14 protein-coding genes are annotated in these 16,497 nt (G+C 71.3%); 5 read left to right on the plus strand and 9 right to left on the minus strand.

The window, feature by feature from the left end; translation table 11 throughout:
* Positions 1 to 139: 139 nt before the first annotated feature.
* Positions 140 to 1,945, plus strand: a complete 1,806-nt coding sequence (locus tag K7957_RS06285) for a methyl-accepting chemotaxis protein (protein ID WP_343228327.1) — start codon at positions 140 to 142, stop codon at positions 1,943 to 1,945.
* A 59-nt stretch (positions 1,946 to 2,004) separates the two neighbouring features.
* Here the strand turns inward: K7957_RS06285 and K7957_RS06290 are convergent, their stop codons facing one another.
* The 3 genes from K7957_RS06290 to K7957_RS06300 all read right to left on the minus strand — a co-directional run bounded on the left by K7957_RS06290 (position 2,005) and on the right by K7957_RS06300 (position 5,605).
* Positions 2,005 to 3,204 carry a multidrug effflux MFS transporter gene (locus K7957_RS06290; protein ID WP_223011746.1) on the minus strand — a complete coding sequence of 400 codons (1,200 nt, stop codon included), beginning with the start codon at positions 3,202 to 3,204 and terminating at the stop codon, positions 2,005 to 2,007.
* Between the two features lie 225 nt (positions 3,205 to 3,429).
* On the minus strand, positions 3,430 to 4,569 hold the full coding sequence (locus K7957_RS06295) for a metallophosphoesterase (protein WP_246616817.1): 1,140 nt from the start codon (positions 4,567 to 4,569) through the stop codon (positions 3,430 to 3,432).
* 49 nt (positions 4,570 to 4,618) lie between these two features.
* On the minus strand, positions 4,619 to 5,605 hold the full coding sequence (locus K7957_RS06300; RefSeq protein ID WP_223011748.1) for an NAD(P)H-dependent flavin oxidoreductase: 987 nt from the start codon (positions 5,603 to 5,605) through the stop codon (positions 4,619 to 4,621).
* Between the two features lie 730 nt (positions 5,606 to 6,335).
* On the opposite strand from K7957_RS06300, the gene K7957_RS06305 reads away from it, so the two are divergent.
* Entirely contained in the window at positions 6,336 to 6,536 is a 201-nt protein-coding gene (locus K7957_RS06305; protein WP_223011161.1) for a hypothetical protein, read from the plus strand.
* A gap of 234 nt (positions 6,537 to 6,770) precedes the next feature.
* On the opposite strand, the gene K7957_RS06310 is transcribed toward K7957_RS06305, so the two are convergent.
* From K7957_RS06310 to K7957_RS06325, 4 genes are read right to left on the minus strand one after another with little or no spacing between them, the layout of a single operon-like run.
* Entirely contained in the window at positions 6,771 to 7,808 is a 1,038-nt protein-coding gene (locus K7957_RS06310; RefSeq protein ID WP_223011162.1) for a sensor histidine kinase, read from the minus strand.
* Positions 7,809 to 7,816: 8 nt separating this feature from the next.
* On the minus strand, positions 7,817 to 8,266 hold the full coding sequence (locus K7957_RS06315) for a response regulator (RefSeq protein ID WP_223011163.1): 450 nt from the start codon (positions 8,264 to 8,266) through the stop codon (positions 7,817 to 7,819).
* The gene (locus tag K7957_RS06320; RefSeq protein ID WP_223011164.1) at positions 8,263 to 9,771 is read right to left on the minus strand and encodes a sensor histidine kinase; all 1,509 of its coding nucleotides are present in this window, start codon (positions 9,769 to 9,771) and stop codon (positions 8,263 to 8,265) included. Before K7957_RS06320 ends, K7957_RS06315 begins: the two co-directional genes overlap by 4 nt.
* 55 nt (positions 9,772 to 9,826) lie before the next feature.
* The gene (locus K7957_RS06325) at positions 9,827 to 12,178 is read right to left on the minus strand and encodes a PAS domain-containing protein (protein WP_223011165.1); all 2,352 of its coding nucleotides are present in this window, start codon (positions 12,176 to 12,178) and stop codon (positions 9,827 to 9,829) included.
* Positions 12,179 to 12,279: 101 nt separating this feature from the next.
* Between K7957_RS06325 and K7957_RS06330 the strand changes: the two genes are divergently transcribed.
* From K7957_RS06330 to K7957_RS06340, 3 genes are all read left to right on the plus strand, one after another.
* Positions 12,280 to 13,608 (plus strand): PQQ-dependent sugar dehydrogenase, encoded by a 1,329-nt coding sequence (locus K7957_RS06330; protein WP_223011166.1) that lies wholly within the window; start codon positions 12,280 to 12,282, stop codon positions 13,606 to 13,608.
* A gap of 56 nt (positions 13,609 to 13,664) precedes the next feature.
* Positions 13,665 to 13,805 (plus strand): lmo0937 family membrane protein, encoded by a 141-nt coding sequence (locus K7957_RS06335; protein ID WP_223011167.1) that lies wholly within the window; start codon positions 13,665 to 13,667, stop codon positions 13,803 to 13,805.
* Positions 13,806 to 13,902: 97 nt separating this feature from the next.
* Positions 13,903 to 14,046 carry a lmo0937 family membrane protein gene (locus tag K7957_RS06340; protein WP_183921672.1) on the plus strand — a complete coding sequence of 48 codons (144 nt, stop codon included), beginning with the start codon at positions 13,903 to 13,905 and terminating at the stop codon, positions 14,044 to 14,046.
* A gap of 199 nt (positions 14,047 to 14,245) precedes the next feature.
* Here K7957_RS06340 and K7957_RS06345 read toward each other — a convergent pair whose 3' ends face one another.
* A complete protein-coding gene (locus tag K7957_RS06345) occupies positions 14,246 to 15,091 on the minus strand; it encodes a protein phosphatase 2C domain-containing protein (RefSeq protein ID WP_223011168.1) in 846 nt (281 codons plus the stop codon).
* 28 nt (positions 15,092 to 15,119) lie between these two features.
* On the minus strand, positions 15,120 to 16,496 hold the full coding sequence (locus K7957_RS06350) for a dihydrolipoamide acetyltransferase family protein (protein WP_223011169.1): 1,377 nt from the start codon (positions 16,494 to 16,496) through the stop codon (positions 15,120 to 15,122).
* Position 16,497 lies beyond the last annotated feature (1 nt).

The following is a 16,497-nucleotide window of genomic DNA, read 5'->3' on the forward strand; positions in this document are numbered from 1 at the left end:
AGCGCGACGGCTTGCAATGCAGTTAACGCACGACGTCCGCTTACCGCGAAAAATAGACCCAACAACAGACCATTAGTCGCAAAGTTAGCCAGCGCTTAACTCCGCATCGCTACCACGTCACGGCCGCCAGGAGAGGTTCGTGACCATTCGCAACATCGCCATCCCGCGCAAGCTCGCGCTCGCCTTCGCGCTGCTGATCGCGACCTTCTCGATCGTCAGCCTCCTGGTCTTCGCCAACGTGCGCACGCTCCACCAGGTGGCGGTGACACGCGACGAGGCCAAGCTGGCCTCCGACCATGCCGATGACATGCTCAACGGCGTGGTCGAGGGGCAGAGCGCGGTGCGGGGCTATGTCCTTCTCGGGAAGCCCGCTTTCCTCGACACCTACAAGGAAAACGCGGCCGCGATCACCGCCGCCGCGGCCGAGTTCAACCGCCATGCCGCGCGGCCCGATCAGGCCCAGCGCGTGCGCCGCTTCCTCGCGGCGGTGGAGACGTGGCAGCGTACCAAGGTGGCGCCGACGCTCTCCGCTTTCGCCGAACCGGCGACGCGCGAGCAGGCGCGCGAGCTCGCCGGCTCCAAGCAGCTCGGCGCGATGCGCGACATCATCAAGGACATACAGGCGGCACAGCAGGACTGGGTCGACAAGCAGGACGCCGCGCAGCGCCACGCCGAGACGATGGTGACGCTGGCGCTGGCGCTCGGCGGCGCGGTCGCGGTGGCGCTGGCAGCGGCGATGGGCATGCTGCTGTCGCGCTCGATCGCGCGGCCGGTGGTGGCGATCGCCTCGGTGATGGAGGAGCTCGCCGCGGGGGGGCACGAGGTGACGCTGCCCAGCGCCGACCGCCGCGACGAGATCGGCACGATGGCGCGCGCGGTGGCGGTGTTCCGCGACGCGGCGGTGGAGAAGGCGCGCGCCGAGCAGGAGCGCCAGGCGGTGTTCGCCGAGGTCGGCGGCGGGCTGGCCCGGCTCGCGGACGCCGACCTTGCCGCGCGCTTCAGCGGCTTCCCGCCGGCCTATGCCAAGCTGGAGCAGGACTTCAACGCCGCGATGGACGCGATGGCGCAGGTGATGGGCGCGGTGACCAGCGCGACCAACGGCATCAACGACGGTGCGGCCGACATCCGCGCCGCTTCCGACGATCTCTCGCAGCGCACCGAGCAGCAGGCCGCCAGCCTGGAGGAGACCGCCGCCGCGATGGAGGAGATCACCTCCACCGTGAAGGAGACCGCGGCGAGCGCGGCACAGGCCAACCAGACGGTCGAGGCGGCGCGGGTCGAGGCCGAGCAGTCGGCGCAGGTGGTCGAGCGCGCGGTCGCCGCGATGGGCGGGATCGAGCGCGCCTCGAGCGAGATCGGCGAGATCATCGGCGTGATCGACGCGATCGCGTTCCAGACCAACCTGCTCGCGCTGAACGCCGGGGTCGAGGCGGCGCGCGCGGGCGACGCGGGCAAGGGCTTCGCGGTGGTGGCGAGCGAGGTGCGTGCGCTGGCGCAGCGCTCCGCGGAGGCGGCGCGCGACGTCAAGGGCAAGATTACCGCCGCGACCGGCCAGGTCGACGCCGGGGTGACGCTCGTCAACGCCGCGGGCGACGCGCTGGCGCGGATCAACGCGCGCGTCGGCGAACTCAGCGGGCTGGTGCGCACCATCGCCACCGCCGCCGAGCAGCAGGCCACCGGGCTCCAGCAGGTCAACACCGCGGTGGCCGAGATGGACAATGTCACCCAGCAGAACGCCGCGATGGTGGAGGAAGCCACCGCCGCGGCGCGCAGCCTGTCGGTGGAGGCCGACGCGCTGGCGCAGCAGGTGGCGCGGTTCCGCACCGGCGCGGCGTCGCCCCCGGCGAGCCCGGTCCACCAGTTGCAACAGCGCGCCGCGGCGGGCGTCCGCCGCCGCGCCGCGCCGCGCGCGACCGCGGTGAGCGACGACTGGTCGGGGTTCTGACGACGAACTCCTCCCCGCTCGCGGGGAGGAGTTTCTTCCGTCCTTTTCGAGCGGATCGTCTAGCTGTACCCCATCCGCGCGCGGAACAGCTGCCCGCCCTCGATCACCCACACCAGGACCAGCACCGCGACCCCGATCGCGAGATACCCCAGCGCCAGCGGCAGCGTCGTTCCCGCGTAGGACTGGCCGATCGCGCTTCCCACCAGCACCGCGCCGATGCTGGTGATGAAACCCTGCACCGAGGAGGCGGTGCCCGCGATATGGCCGACCGGCTCCATCGCCATCGCGCCGAAGTTCGAGCCGCACAGGCCGATGCAGGTCATGCTCAGCGCCTGGAACACGATATAGCTCACCAGCGTCTCCCACCCGGCGGTGATCACCAGCAGGTGCAGCACTGACAGCGCGATCAGCGCCAGCACCGCCGACTGCGAGATGAGCCGCGTGCCGAGCCGCTCGACCAGTCGGCTGTTGGCGAAGGAGGCGCAGCCCATCGCGCCCGCGCACAGCGCGAACAGCAACGTGAAGCGGTCGCCCGCGCCGAACTCGTCGACGAAGATCTGCTGCGCCGAGGAGACGAAGGCGATGATCCCGCCGAAGGTCAGCGACGCCGCCACGGCATAGCCGGCGGAATAGCGGTTGGTCAGCGTCAGGCGATAGTTGGCGCGGAGGTTGGCGAGCGAGATGGCGACGCGCCGCTCTACCGCCAGCGTCTCGGGCACGCGCAGCAGCGTCCAGCTCAGCACGAAGGCGGCGAAGCCGCCGAGCGCGTAGAAGATGAAGCGCCACGGCCCGAAGGCGAGCAGCCCCTGCCCCAGCGTCGGCGCCAGGATCGGCACGATGAAGAAGATCATCTGCGCGATCGACATCGTCCGCGCCATCTGCCGCCCCGAGGCGGTGTCGCGCACGATCGCCACCGCCAGCACGCGGGTCGAGGCCGACATCAGCCCCTGCAGCAGTCGCGCGCCAAGCAGCGCCGGGAAGGTGGCGGCGCTGGCGGCAAAGACGCTGGCGGCGACGAAGCCGGCGAGCGTCACGATCAGCACGGGGCGGCGGCCGTAACGATCGGCGAGCGGGCCGTAGAGCAGCTGCCCCAGGCCGAAGCCCATCATGTAGACGGTCACGATCCACTGGCGGTGGTTGGCGGCGCTCACCGCCAGGTCGTGCCCGATGTCGGCGAGCGCGGGCAGCATGAGGTCGACGCCGAGCGCGTTGACCCCCATCAGCGCCGCGATGAAGGCGACGAACTCGCGCGGGTGCATGCCGCGCGGCGCGGGGTGCGGGTGCGGGGCGGAAAGGGGCGTCATGCCTGCCCTATCGTCCTCCCCACGGCGGTGCACAAGCGGCTGACGGAGTTCGATTCTTGCGACGAGAACCTGATCCATCTCCGTGGCATCGTGCTCGGGTGGATGCCGGAGCCCAGGGTTGCAGGAGGGACGCTCGTGGCTCGAGGCTCCGGCGCACGCCGGCAGACCGCTGCGGTCCGCCTAACCCGCGCGTCGCAGGGTGATCCGTGTCATCTCGGACGGGCGCCCCAGCCGCAGCGCGAAACCGGGCCATAGCGCGGTGCCGTTGCTGACGTAGAGCGTCATCGCGCCGACCTGGTAGCGGCGCGACACGAACCCGTCGTTGCCGCGCGCCACCAGCCGGTCGAGCCCGACGATCATCCCGCCGTGCGTGTGCCCGGAGAGCTGAAGCGCCACGCCGCGCGCCGCCGCGGCGCGCGCGTGGCGCGGCTGATGGTCGAGCAGTACCACCGGCGCGCCTGCGGGGGCGCCCGCCAGCGCCGCGCCGAGGTCGGGCGCGGGGTGGCCACTGTGCGCCGCCGAGGCGTCGGTCACGCCGGCGAGCACCAGCCGCTCGCCGCCGCGCTCCACGATCGTGTGCGCGTTCGGCAGCAGCCGCACGCCCAGCCCAGCGAGGTGCCGCATCCACGCGTCATAGTCGAAGAAATATTCGTGGTTGCCCGGGACGGCCCAGACACCGTCCGGGGCGCGCAACGTGGCGAGCGGCGTCACGTCGGCGCGGCGCATCGCCACCGAGCCGTCGATGAAGTCGCCCGTGACGACGATCAGGTCCACGCCCGCGGCGTTGGCGCGCGCCACCATCGCCTCGGCCCAGCGCGCCGGGAACAGCTTGCTGAGGTGCAGGTCGCTGAGCTGGAGCAGCCGGTAACCGTCGAAGCGCGGCGGCAGCCCGGCGATCTCGACCGTGATGTCGCGCACCGGCGGCTGGCGCATCGCCTTGGCGACGCCGATCGCGGCGAGCAGAGCCGCCAGCCCCGCCGCAGCGTAGCGCGCGCCGTCGGGCAGCGTCGCGCCGCGGCGGACCAGTTGCGCCACCAGCAGACCGAGGTCGAGCAGCAGCTGGAGCGCGAACAGCAGCACGATCGCGCCGAACGCCCAGTTGAACAGCACTACCATCGCGCGCGGGAACTCGGGCGCGAACACCGAGCCCGAGGACAGCTTGCTCCAATAATGGAACTGCGACGCGGCGAGCAGCAGCACCGCGACCCCGCCCTTGGCCCAGAGCGGCAGCGCCAGCGGCCAGAGCGTGCGGAGCAGGACGTAGAGGCAGGGCGTCGCGAAGATCAGATGGAAGATCGTGGGTCTCCTCGCCCGCCCCAACCAGCGACACGCGCCGACGTTGCATTCACGCGACCGGCATCGCGGCGCCTCAGCCGGCGCGGCGCTCCAATGCGTGCGCCGCCTCGGCCATCAGCGCGGCGATGATCTCCGCGATCGGCTCCTCCCTGGTGACCATGCCGACCGACTGACCCGCCATCACGCTGCCGTGCTCGACGTCGCCGTCGATCACCGCCCGGCGCAGCGCGCCCGCCCAATAATGTTCGATCTGGAGCTGCGCCTCGGCCATCGCCACGCGCCCCTCGTCGAGCGACGAGGCGACCTCGCGCTGCTTGGCGGTGAACAGCTCGCCGCCCGCATTCTTGAGCGCGCGCACCGGGATCACCGGCAGCCGCGGGTCGATCTGCACGCTCGCCACCGCGTCGCGCGCGCTGGCGCGGATGAACGCCTGCTTGAACCGCGGGTGCGCGATCGACTCGGTGGCGCAGACGAAGCGCGTGCCGAGCTGGACTCCCGCCGCGCCCATGTCGAGATAGCCCGCGATCGCCTCGCCGCGGCCGATCCCGCCCGCGACGAACACCGGCAGCTGGTCGGCGATCTCGGGCAGCATCTCCTGCGCCAGCACGCTGGTCGAGACGGGGCCGATATGCCCGCCCGCCTCCATCCCCTCGATCACCAGCGCGTCCACGCCCGAGCGGATCAGCTTCTTGGCGAGCGCGAGCGTCGGCGCGAAGCAGATCACCTTCGCGCCGTCCGCCTTGATCGCCTCGAGCGAGCCCTTGGGCGGCAGGCCGCCGGCGAGCACGACATGGCCGACGCCGTGGCGCGCGCACACCGCGATCAGCTCCTCCAGCGCAGGGTGCATCGTGATCAGATTGACCCCAAACGGTTTGTCGGTGAGCGACTTGGTGCCGGCGATCTCGGCGTCGAGCAGCTCGGGGGTCATCGCGCCGCAGGCGATCACGCCGAAGCCGCCGGCGTTGGACATCGCCGCGACGAGACGGCGCTCGCTCACCCAGGACATCGCGCCGGCCATGATCGCGACCTCGCTGCCGAGGAAGGCGGCACCGCGCGCCATGCGGCGGGCGAGGCGCGCGGCGCCGCTCGCGGTGTCGGTGGCGGCAGCGGCGGCGGGAGCGAGCGTGTCGGTCATGCCCTGCCCTAATCACCCCGCGCGACGACGGCAATCACCCGCGCCGTGACCGGGCGGAGCGCAGAGGCGTTCGCCCGATTTTCCCACGCCTTCGCGGCACCGGGCGGGAAAGTTGACCTACGAGAGGAGGCAGTGGGCGGGCGAGCGAGGGAGCGGCGATGTCGGACGAGAAATGGCCGCGGCGTCGGCGCGCGGCGCTGCTGCTGCTGCTGGTCGCGGCGAGCTGGGCGCTGCTCGCCGGGTCGATCGCGCTGGCGCTCACCTTGCTTCGCTGAGCGCCGAGAAGGCACTGAACCAAAGCGGGAAAATTTTAAATTTGTGACAGTGCTGCTCGCTTTTAGCAGCCCCGGCGCGCGCGTAATCTGGGTGAATAACAACGGGAGGGGATGATGATGAACGGCATGATGTCGACGCGTCGGCGTTACTCGGTGCTCGCGGTGCTGACCGCCGCCAGCTGGGTCACGATCGCGATGGCGGCCGAGATGGTGGTGCAGTTGGCGCACTGAGCCGCGCCGAGGACGGGTCGGCGCGGTACCCGGGGGCACCGCGCCGATCGACCCTGGATCAGTTGCTGTCACTGTTGTTGCTGTCGCCATTGTCGGCGACGAGCAGCACGATCCCGGTCAGCGCGGCGACGATGCTGATCAGCGTGGTGGTGGGCACCGCGGCGCCGATCGGGCTGGCGTTGGCGCTGCCGCTGGCGGCGCGCGCCGCATGCGCGACCGAGAGCGAGGACGCCGGGTTGGCGGCGGGCGGCGGGCGGCGCGAGCATCGCGGCCACGCCCGCGACGAAGTCGATGAGACGCGACATTCGGTGATCTCCCTGGACGGCGCCACCGCTGCACGCGGCGCGTGATTCTGCCTAGAACAGGCTGTTTTTGCAGTGATTTGACAATCGCGGCGTGGGGGGCATTCAACCCTCCCCTGCAAGGGGAGGGGGGCCGCCGCGCGCAGCGCGGTGGTGGAGGGGGCTCTCCTCGCGGAGGAACGCCTGTTGATAGCGTGCTCGACGCAAGTCGCGCGCGCGGATGGCCCGCTTCACCACCGCTTCGCGGCGGTCCCCCTCCCCGCGCGAGGGGAAGATATGTTTTTACCGGATCGCCGCCGCCAGCACCGCGCGCGTGCCGCGGTGTGCCGCGTCATAGTCGAGCGCGGCGTCGAGGCTCTGCGCCATCGCGCGGATCAGCCGCGAGCCCACGCCGGTGCCCTTCGGCCCGTCGTCGCCGATGCCGATCCCGTCGTCCTCCACCACCAGGCGGAAGCGCAGCTCGCCGTCGCGCGCCAACGCGATCCGCACCTCACCGTCGCCCGCGGGATAAGCGTATTTGCAGGCGTTGCTGACCAGCTCGGTGACGATCACGCCGAGTGACACGGCGCGATCGGTCGGCAGCCGCAGCGGCTCGGCGGCGAGGCTCAGCCGGCGCGGCGCCTCGCTGGTCGACCAGGTCGCGCCCAGCTCCTCGATCAGCTGCGCGAGATACTCGCGCATCTCGACGTGCTCGACGTCGTCGCCGGTGTAGAGCCGGCGGTGAACCTGCGCGATCGCGCTGATGCGGCGCTGCGTGTCCTCCAGTGCGGCACGCGCGCCGGGGTCCTCGAGCGCGCTCGACTGCATCCGCACCATCGCGGAGACGAGCTGGAGCGAGTTGGCGACGCGGTGGTTCACTTCCGCCAACAGCGCTTCCAGCCGCGCGTTGCTGGCGCGCAGGTCGGATTCGGCGCGGGTCTTGAGCGCCTCGATCTCGGCGCGCGCCAGCACCTGGCGGAAGGTGGCGTCGAGCAGGTCGAAGAAGTCGTCGCCGGGCGTCTTCACCACGTAATCCGCCGCGCCAGCGCGCAGCGCCGCCACCGCCACGCGGGTCTCCTCCGATCCGCTGACATAGACCACCGCCGGCGGCGCGGGCAGCGCCTGCAGCCGCTCGAGCGTCTCCAGCCCGTCGATGCCGGGCATGTAGTGGTCGACCGCGACGAGGTCGAACGGCTCGGCCGCGGCCGCCGTCACACCCGCCTCGCCGCCGTCGGCGGTGGTGACCTGATAGCCGCGCCGCTCGAGCGCGCGCGCCACCAACCGGCGGATGCCGGCGTCGTCGTCGATGTAGAGGATGCGGGTGGCCGCGGGGTCGCTCACGGCGGGGCTCAGTTCGCCCCGTCGAGGTCGGGCACCTGGATCACCGACAGGAATAGCCCGAGCTGGCGGATCGCCTGGGCGAAGCTCTCATAGTTGACGGGCTTGGTGATGTAGACGTTGGCGCCGAGATCGTAGCAGCGCTGGATCTCGCGCGCATCGTCGGTGGTGGTCAGCACCACCACGGGCGTCCGCTTGACCGGACCGTCGCTGTTCTTGATCCGCGTCAGGATGTCGGTGCCGCTCATGTCGGGCAGGTTGAGATCGAGCAGGATCAGCGCCGGGCCGCTCAGCGCGGGGCCGACCGGATCGTTGAAGATATAGTCGAGCGCGCTCGTCCCATCGGTGAAGTGGCGGATCTCGTTGAGGATGCCGGCGCGACGGATGTTCTTCTCGATGAGGCGCGCGTGGCCCTCGTCGTCCTCGATCATGACGATGCCGACCGACTGATGCGCGTTCATTCGCTTTTACCCTGTAATTCCAGCGTCGACGGTAGCGATAGCGTGAAAACCGCGCCCTGTCCCAGGTTGGACTCGACGTTGATCGCGCCGCCCAACCGGAACACCAGCGCGCGCACCGTCGCGAGCCCGATCCCCTCACCCGGCTTGTCCTGCGCGCCCGAGCGGCGGAACAGGTCGAACACGCGCGCATGGTCGCGCGGATCGATACCGCGGCCATTGTCGGCGATGGCGTAGATCACGCGCTGGGCCTCGCGCCGCCCGCTCACCGTGATCCGTCCGGGGACGCCGGGGCGGAGATATTTCACCGCATTCTCGATCAGGTTGGAGAAAACCTGGTCGAGCGAGAAGCGGTCGCTGATCACCTCGGGCAGCGCGCCCGCGACCTCCAGCGTGGCGTCGGCATCGGCGAGCCGGTGGGTGAGCGTGTCGCGGATCTGACCGACCAGCTGCGCCAGGTCGATCCGCTCGGGCGCGAGCTGGCGCCGGCCCTGCCGGGAGAGCTGAAGAATCGCGTTGATCAGCCGATCCATCTTCTGCGTCGAGGCCCGGATGAAGCCGATCGCCTCCGGCAGGTCCTCGCGCGCCGACAGTTTCGCGTCCTCGCTGAGCAGCTGCGGCGCCTCGGCCTCGACCTTATCGACCAGAGCGCCGAGCTGGCCGGTCGCCGCTTCCAGTTCGGCGGTGAAGCCCATCACGTTGACCAGAGGCGAGCGCAGGTCGTGGCTGACGATATAGGCGAAGCGCTGGATCTCCTCGTTGGCGCGGGTGAGATCCTCGGTGCGCTCCGCCACCATCTCCTCGAGGCTGTCGGCGAGCGCCTGGGTGGCGTCGCGCGAGCGCGCCAGGTCGCGCGTATAGGCCAGCACGGTGAGCAGCGCGATCACCGCGAGCGCGAGGAGCAGCACCGCGGCGAGCACCAGCACCGCGTAGAAGGCGCGCTCGGTGACGCGCAGTTCACGGTCGCGGATCGCCAGCAGGCGGCGCTCCTCGGCCGCCATGTGGTTCATCAGGAACCGCACCGCGCGCATGCTGGTCGCCTCGGTGTCGGCGCGGAAGCCGGCGAAGGCCCCGCGCTGGTCGCCGCGCTCGACCAGCGCCATCGTCTCGGCGCGGCGCTGCGCCAGCGTGCCCAGCTGGAGCTGGAGGCGGGCGAGATTGTCGCGCTGGCGCGGGTTGTCGGCGGTGAGTCGCGCCAGCGTCGCCAGGCGCTGCGGCAGCTCGGCGGCGGCGCGGTGATAGCCCTCACGATAGGCCGCGGTGGCGGGGGCGAGCAGCGCCCCGCGCCGCGTCGCCTCGACCTCCTCGATCACGCGGCGCACTTCCAGCACCGCCTTCTCGACCTCGTATGTATGGACAACGGCCCGGGTATGAATCTGGTTCTGCCGCGTCACCCAGGCGGCGCCGCCCCCCGCGGCGAGAAGCGCGAGGAAGCCAGGCACCAGCAACGCCGTGAGCCGCGGCGCGATTTTGCCCTCGGGCGGCAGGAGGAATCGAGGTGTGGACACGGCGCCGTCGGTTAGCGTGCGTGCGCGGCTTATGCCAGCCGGGACGCGCGCCGGCTCATCCCTCGCCGGAACTCGCCGAGACCGGGAGGGCGATCATGCAATGCGCGCCGTCGGGCTCGAGCGTCAGCGCGGTGCGCGCGCCGAGCTGATAGGGCAGTGCCTGTTCGATCAGCTCGCGCCCTTGCCCGCCCCCGCTGGTTCCGCCGTCCGCCGCCGGCATCTCCACGCCGCGCTCGCGCCAGTCGATGTGCAGCCACGGCCGCGTGCCTGATCCCGCCGGCTCCAGCCGCCATGTCACGGCCAATCGTCCACCGGGCTGCCCCAGCGCGCCATATTTCACCGCGTTGGTGGCGAGCTCGTGCAGCGCCAGCGCCAGCGCCTGCACCGTCGAGGAGCGCAGTCGCACGCCCGCGGGCCCGTCGAGCGTCGCTTGATCCAGGCCTCCCATCGCCGCCAGTTCGCTGCGCAGCAGGTCGTCGAAGGTGACGCGATCGACGTCGTTGAGCCGCGACAGCAGCGCCTGCACGCGCGCCAGCGCGTCGAGCCGTTCGGTGAAGCGGGCGCGGAAGTCGGCCAGGTCGGTGCTGGTCCGCACCATCGTGTCGGCGATCGAGCGCACCACCCCCATCAGGTTGCGCGTGCGGTGCTGCAGCTCGGCGATCAGCACAGCCTGGCGCTCCTCCCACGCGCGCCGCTCCGTGACGTCGACCATCGCGCCGACCATCCGGGTCGCGCCCTCCGCGTCGTAGAAGAAGCGGCCCCGCGCGTCGTGCCACCGCACCTGGCCGTCGGGGAGCAGGACGCGAAGCTCGCGGCTATATTCGGTTCGCTCGGCGAGCGCGGTGCGCAGTGCTGCCTCCGCGCCGTCGCGATCGTCGGGGTGCAGGCGGTCGCGCCACGCCGCGTAACTCGGCACTACCTCGCCGACGGCATAGCCCTGCATGCGGAATTGCTCATCCGACCAGTGCGCCTTGCCCGAGCGCACGTCCCAGTCCCACAGGCCGAGCCGGCCGACCTCGACCGCGCTGCGCAACCGCTCCTCGCTGCGCCGCACCGCCTCGGCGGCCTCGCGCGCCTCGGTGATATCCTCGCCGATACCGCCGATCAGCGTCACCGCGCCCGCGTCGTCGCGGATCGGGAAAGCGGTATCGCGGATCCACCGCGTCGCACCGTCGACGGGGCGGAGGATACGATAGTCGAAGCTGACGTGCTCGCCGCCGCGCACGCGCGCCATCGCGGCCTCGGCGAGCGCCCGATCCTCGGGGTGGACGAGATCGAGCCAGCTCTGCACCGCGTCGCCCGCGATCGCGCGGTCGCGGCTCAGCCCATAGACGGTCTCGAACGCGGGGGTGAGATAGTCCCAGCGCAGCGTCGCGACGTCGCGGATCCACAGCACGTCGTGCGAGGCATCGCCGAACTGGCGCAGCCGCTCCTCGCTGCGGCGCACCTGGTCCTCCGCGGCGGCGTCGCGCAGCCGCAGCAGCTCCTCCTGCGCGCTCTTCCACGCGCCGATGTCCTTGGTGGTGGTGGCGACGCCGTCGTCGAGCTTGACCACGGTCTGCAGGAACCAGCCGTCGAACTGCTCGTGGACATAGTGGCGCTCGTCCTGGCGCGGCTCGCCGGTCTCGGTGACGTGCTTGAAGGTGGCGAAGATACCTTCCTCGATCACGCCGGGGTTGCGCTCGAGCAGGCTCTCGCCGCGCACCTCGCCGTAGCGACTCTCCGAGGTATGGTTGTTGAGCAGCCAGCGGAAGTCGACGATCTCGCCGCTCTCGTCCCGGACTGCCTCGAACACCTGGATCATGTCGGTCGAAGCGTCCATCGTCGCGCGCAGCAGGTCGCGCCCGCGCGCCAGCTCGGCGGTGCGCTGGCGCACCGCCAGCGCGCTCGCGGCGAACTGCGCGAGACTGGCGAGCAGGCGCGCGTCCTCGCGGTCGAAGCGGCGGTCACCCTCGTGCGCGACGAGCCACAAGGTGCCCGCGGCGCGGCCATCGCGATGGAAGGGGATCAGCAGCAGCTCGCGCGTCGGCGGGTCGAGCGCGGGGCCGGCGAACTGCTCCTCCGGCCGCTCGAACAGCAGCGCCGTGTCGCGCGCGATCGCGACGCCGCACGGACTGGCGTCGAGCGGCATCCCGCCGCCGCGATAGCCCGCCCAGGCGCCCGACAACGCGTCCCAGCGGAAGTCATGCGCCTCGCGCAGGCTGACCCCGGCCGAGCCGGCCACCCCATATGCGACGATCAGGTCGGTCAGCCGCTGGAGCAGCTCGGCGGGACGGTCCGCGAGGTCGTGTGCCAGCGCGGAGAGGATCGCCGCCTCGGTCGCGTGATCGGGCGCGCGCGCCGGGCGCGCCGCGAGTGCGTCCGCCGCCACTGCCCCACTCGCCCCGCTGTTCGAGCCACCGTGCATCGCGTCCCCTCACCGACGCGCCGACGTTACACTGCCACGGGGGGCGACGGCAACGCACGCGACGGTGGCGCGAGCGCGAGCTCGGCCCTACATCTGCCAGCATGCGCAGACACATTCTCGCCGTGCTCGGCCTCCTCGTCCTCGCCGCGGTCGGCGTCGTCGCCTATCTCGCCTGGCCCGACGCGGCGCGGCTCGACGTCGCGGCGGTGAGTGGCGCGCGGCCTACGATCACCTCGCCGCGCGAGCAGATGCTGCCCACGGTCAAGACCGCCGACCCGATCGGCTGGAAGGCGGGCCAGGCGCCGACGCCCGCGGCGGGCCTTCGCGTGGCGGCCTTCGCGACGGGGCTCGATCATCCGCGCTGGCTCTATCGCCTGCCCAACGGCGACGTGCTAGTGGCCGAGACCAACTCGCCGCCGCGCGAGGGGGGCGGCATCCAGGGCTGGGTGATGCGCCACCTGCTCGGCAAGGTCGGCGCGGGCGGCCCCTCGGCCAACCGCATCACGCTGCTGCGGGACGCCGACGGCGACGGTCGCGCCGAGGCCCGCACCGTGTTCATGACCGGGCTCAACTCGCCCACCGGCATGGCGCTGTTCGACGGCCAGCTCTACGTCGCCAACACCGACTCGCTGGTGCGCGTGCCCTACACCGAGGGCGCGACCAGCATCACGGCCAAGCCCGAGCTGGTCGTCAAGCTGCCGGGCGGCGGCAACCACTGGGCGCGCAACGTCATTCCGTCCGAGGACGGGCGCACCCTGTACGTCTCCGTCGGCTCGGCCTCGAACGTCGCCGAGGGCGGGTTCGAGCGCGAGAAGTTCCGCGCCGCGATCCTCCAGGTCTATCCCAAGGAGAAGACCTTCCGCGTCTACGCCACTGGCCTGCGCAACCCCAACGGCATGGCGCTGGTGCCCGGCACCGACCGACTGTGGACCGTGGTGAACGAGCGCGACATGCTCGGCTCGGATCTCGTGCCGGACTATCTCACCGCGGTGGAGCTGGGCGACAACTTGGGCTGGCCCTGGTATTATTGGGGCGGCTATATCGACACGCGGGTCGAGCCGAGGAACCTCGAGCTCCAGCAATATGTGAAGCGTCCCGACTATGCGCTGGGCCCGCACGTCGCCGCGCTCGGGCTGAGCTTCGCGGCCGATGCCAAGCTGGGCGGTCAGTTCACGCGCGGCGCGTTCGTCGGCGAGCATGGCTCGTGGAATCGCAAGCCGCTGTCGGGCTACAAGGTCGTGTTCGTGCCCTTCGACGCGGGGGGATGGCCGGTGAAGGGGGCCAAGCCGGTCGACGTGCTGACCGGCTTCGTCACGCCCGAGGGCGACGCGCATGGACGCCCCGTCGGTGTGATCACCGATCGCGCCGGCGCGCTGCTGGTGGCGGACGACGTCGGCGACGCGATCTGGCGAGTCACCGCCGCACGCTGAGCCGGACCGCGCTTCGCCCGCGCTATAATGCGCGTGGGCGAAGCGCGGAGCGAGCGATGCTGTGGACGATCGTCGTCATCCTGGTGATCCTGTGGCTGCTGGGATTCAGCTTTCACCTGACCCACGGACTGATCCACCTGCTGCTGGTGATCGCGCTGATCATCGGCCTGGTGCAGCTGTTCACCGGGCGCCGTTGACCCACACGCGCACGCCGCCGTAACGAAATGTTGCCGGCAGGCGGAACGGTAGCCGGGGCGATAGTGTTTTATCCTCCCAAACTAGGAGGTTACCCCGATGCTCTGGACGATCGCCGTTATTCTCCTGGTGCTCTGGCTGCTGGGTTTCAGCCTCCACGTCGCCGGCGGGCTCATCCATATCCTACTCGTCGTGGCGATCATCGTCGGGTTGGTCCAGCTGTTCAGCGGCCGCCGGGTGTAGGGAGGGTTCCTCCCTTCTCGCACGCGGAGGCGCGGTGATAACCTTCTCCCCAAGTCGGAGATTGTCGCTACCACGATCGCTGCGGCCTTGCGCCGGCAGGAGCCTAGGGCGACGCCCATCAGCAGGCTTTATCTCGCCTGACCCTGGGCTCCGGCTACCGCCGGAGCGCGGTGACACGGCACCCGGTCTGCGCGATTTATCACCGCTTCTGTCGTAGAGGATGATACGGCCCCACGCGCACCCATAGCGCTGTCGCGTCGTCGCTGCATTTGAACCGCGGATAGCGTCGGCAGGCGGGATCGTCGTACTCGATCGCGCGCAGCTGCTCCGCCAGGGCCGCCAGGCCGCGCGCGCATACCGCGTCCATCAGGCCCGGGGGGTCATAGGCGTGGTAGCTGTCGACCAGCGCGGCGAAGCCGTCGCTCATCAGCAGCAGATGGTCGCCGGGTGCGACCGTCACGCTCGCGTGCTCGGTCGCGGTACCTGAGGCCGCCGCGTCGACGCCGAGAACGCGCCGCCCCGGCCGCTCGCGCGCGGCGCGACGGTCGGCGATCACCGCGGGCGTCCGCACGGCGCCGAGCGCGTCGCCGAGCGCCGCGGCCTCGGCGCTCTCCGCGGCGCGGTCGGGCGCCGGGGTGAGCCAGTCGACGGTGCCGTCCGCACGCTCACGCAGGATCGCGCAGTCGCCCGCCCAGGCCACATCGAGCGAGTCGCCGACGAGCTGAATCGCGGCGAAGGAGGCGCTCGGCACTTCCCACGCGCCCGCGGGCTCACGCCGTCGCTCGGCGCCGTAGCGCTCTGCCACGATCGCATACACCGCGGCGCAGGTGGCGCCCAGGTCTGCGCCCTCCGCGAGCCCGAAAGCGCCATCGGCGGTCGCGGCGAGCCAGGCCGCGCCGCCCCGATCGCCCAGCAGCCCGGGCGGGGCGAGATCGGTGGCGCCGTCGATCACCCAGGCGCGGCGCGCGCTCGCGCCGCCGCGGTCGTCGTTGGGCGTGTCGAGGTCGCCGCACAGGCTGAGCGACTGGAGCAGGTCGAGGTGCATGGCCCCGCCCCTAGCCGCCCCGCGCGGCTCAGTCGACGAAGAGCAGCGCGGGCGCCTCGATCAGCCCTTTCAGCGCCTGCACGAAGCTGGCCGCGTCATGCCCGTCGACCACGCGATGGTCGCAGCTGATCGAGAGATTCATCAGCTTGGCCCGGCGGATCGCATCGCCGCGCCCGGCCTCCTCCGGGGCGACGAAGACGGGGCGCTCGACGATCTTGTTGGGGCCGATGATCGCCACTTCGGGTCGGTTGATCACCGGCGTGGTCGCGATGCCGCCGAGCGGGCCGAGCGAGGTGAGCGTGATCGTGCCGTTGCCGAGCTCGTCGGGGCGCAGCTTGCCCGCGCGCGCCGCGGCGGCGAGTCGCGCGATCTCGGTGGCGAGCTGCCAGACGTTGCGGTCCTGCGCGTCGCGGATCACCGGCACGGTGAGCCCGGCGTCGGTCTGCGCCGCCATGCCGAGATGGACGCGGCCGTGGCGGGTCACCACACCGGCCTCGTCGTCGTAGCGCGCGTTGAGCATCGGGAAGTCGGGTAAGGTGCGGCACAAAGCGACGATCAGCAGCGGCAGCAGGGTCAGCTTGGGCCGCTCGCCGCGCCGCGCGTTGAGCTGCGCGCGCAGCGCCTCCAGCGCGGTGACCTCGATCTCCTCGACATAGGTGAAATGCGGGATGTGACGCTTCGCCGCGACCATGTTCTCGGCGATGCGGCGGCGCATGCCGATGACGCGGACCTGCTCGTCCTCGCGCGCGCGGCTGGCGTGCGGCGCGTGATAGCCCTCGCCGCCGCCGTAGCGGAGAAAGGCGTCGAGGTCGGAATGGCGGACGCGGTCACCCTCGTCCACGCGGACCTGCGCGAGGTCGACGTTCAGGTCGCGCGCGCGGGCGCGGACGGCGGGAGAGGCGAGGACTCGTAACTCCTCCCCGGCACGGAGCATCGGGTCGGATCGTCCCCCGAACGATCCTTGACCATGCGGGGCATGGTCAACCCGATGCTCCGTCCAGGCGAGGAGTTGGCTCTCCTTCCCTGCGGGGCTCTCCGCCTCGAGCGTGTCCTCCTTCACCACCGGATCTTCCGCCTCGAGCGCGTCCTCCACGCCCGGGTTCTCCGCTTCCAGCGTATCCTGCTCCACCGGCGGTGGGACGTCAGCGGCGGCCGCCCCCTCCGCCTCGGTCTCGATCACCACCAGCGGCGCGCCGATCGAGACCTGGTCGCCGACCTCGCCCGCGCGCTCGACCACCACGCCGGCGACGGGGCTCTCCATCTCGACCGTGGCCTTGTCGGTCATCATGTCGGCGAGCTGCTGGTCCTCCTCGACGCGGTCGCCGACCTGGACGTGCCAGGCGACGATCTCGGCCTCGGATATACCCTCGCCGATGTCGGGCAGCTTGAAGGTGAAGCGCGCCATG

The sequence above is a fragment of the Sphingomonas yunnanensis genome (assembly GCF_019898765.1).
Taxonomy (GTDB): domain Bacteria; phylum Pseudomonadota; class Alphaproteobacteria; order Sphingomonadales; family Sphingomonadaceae; genus Sphingomonas; species Sphingomonas yunnanensis.

Bases quoted from the DNA above. Each gene is read 5' to 3' on its own strand.
- K7957_RS06325 (WP_223011165.1), bottom strand. From the start codon at position 12,178: ATGCACGGTGGCTCGAACAGCGGGGCGAGTGGGGCAGTGGCGGCGGAC.
- K7957_RS06335 (WP_223011167.1), top strand. From the start codon at position 13,665: ATGCTGTGGACGATCGTCGTCATCCTGGTGATCCTGTGGCTGCTGGGA.
- K7957_RS06330 (WP_223011166.1), top strand. From the start codon at position 12,280: ATGCGCAGACACATTCTCGCCGTGCTCGGCCTCCTCGTCCTCGCCGCG.
- K7957_RS06315 (WP_223011163.1), bottom strand. From the start codon at position 8,266: ATGAACGCGCATCAGTCGGTCGGCATCGTCATGATCGAGGACGACGAG.
- K7957_RS06290 (WP_223011746.1), bottom strand. From the start codon at position 3,204: ATGCACCCGCGCGAGTTCGTCGCCTTCATCGCGGCGCTGATGGGGGTC.
- K7957_RS06345 (WP_223011168.1), bottom strand. From the start codon at position 15,091: ATGCACCTCGACCTGCTCCAGTCGCTCAGCCTGTGCGGCGACCTCGAC.
- K7957_RS06300 (WP_223011748.1), bottom strand. From the start codon at position 5,605: ATGGCGCGCGGTGCCGCCTTCCTCGGCAGCGAGGTCGCGATCATGGCC.
- K7957_RS06340 (WP_183921672.1), top strand. From the start codon at position 13,903: ATGCTCTGGACGATCGCCGTTATTCTCCTGGTGCTCTGGCTGCTGGGT.
- K7957_RS06350 (WP_223011169.1), bottom strand. From the start codon at position 16,496: ATGGCGCGCTTCACCTTCAAGCTGCCCGACATCGGCGAGGGTATATCC.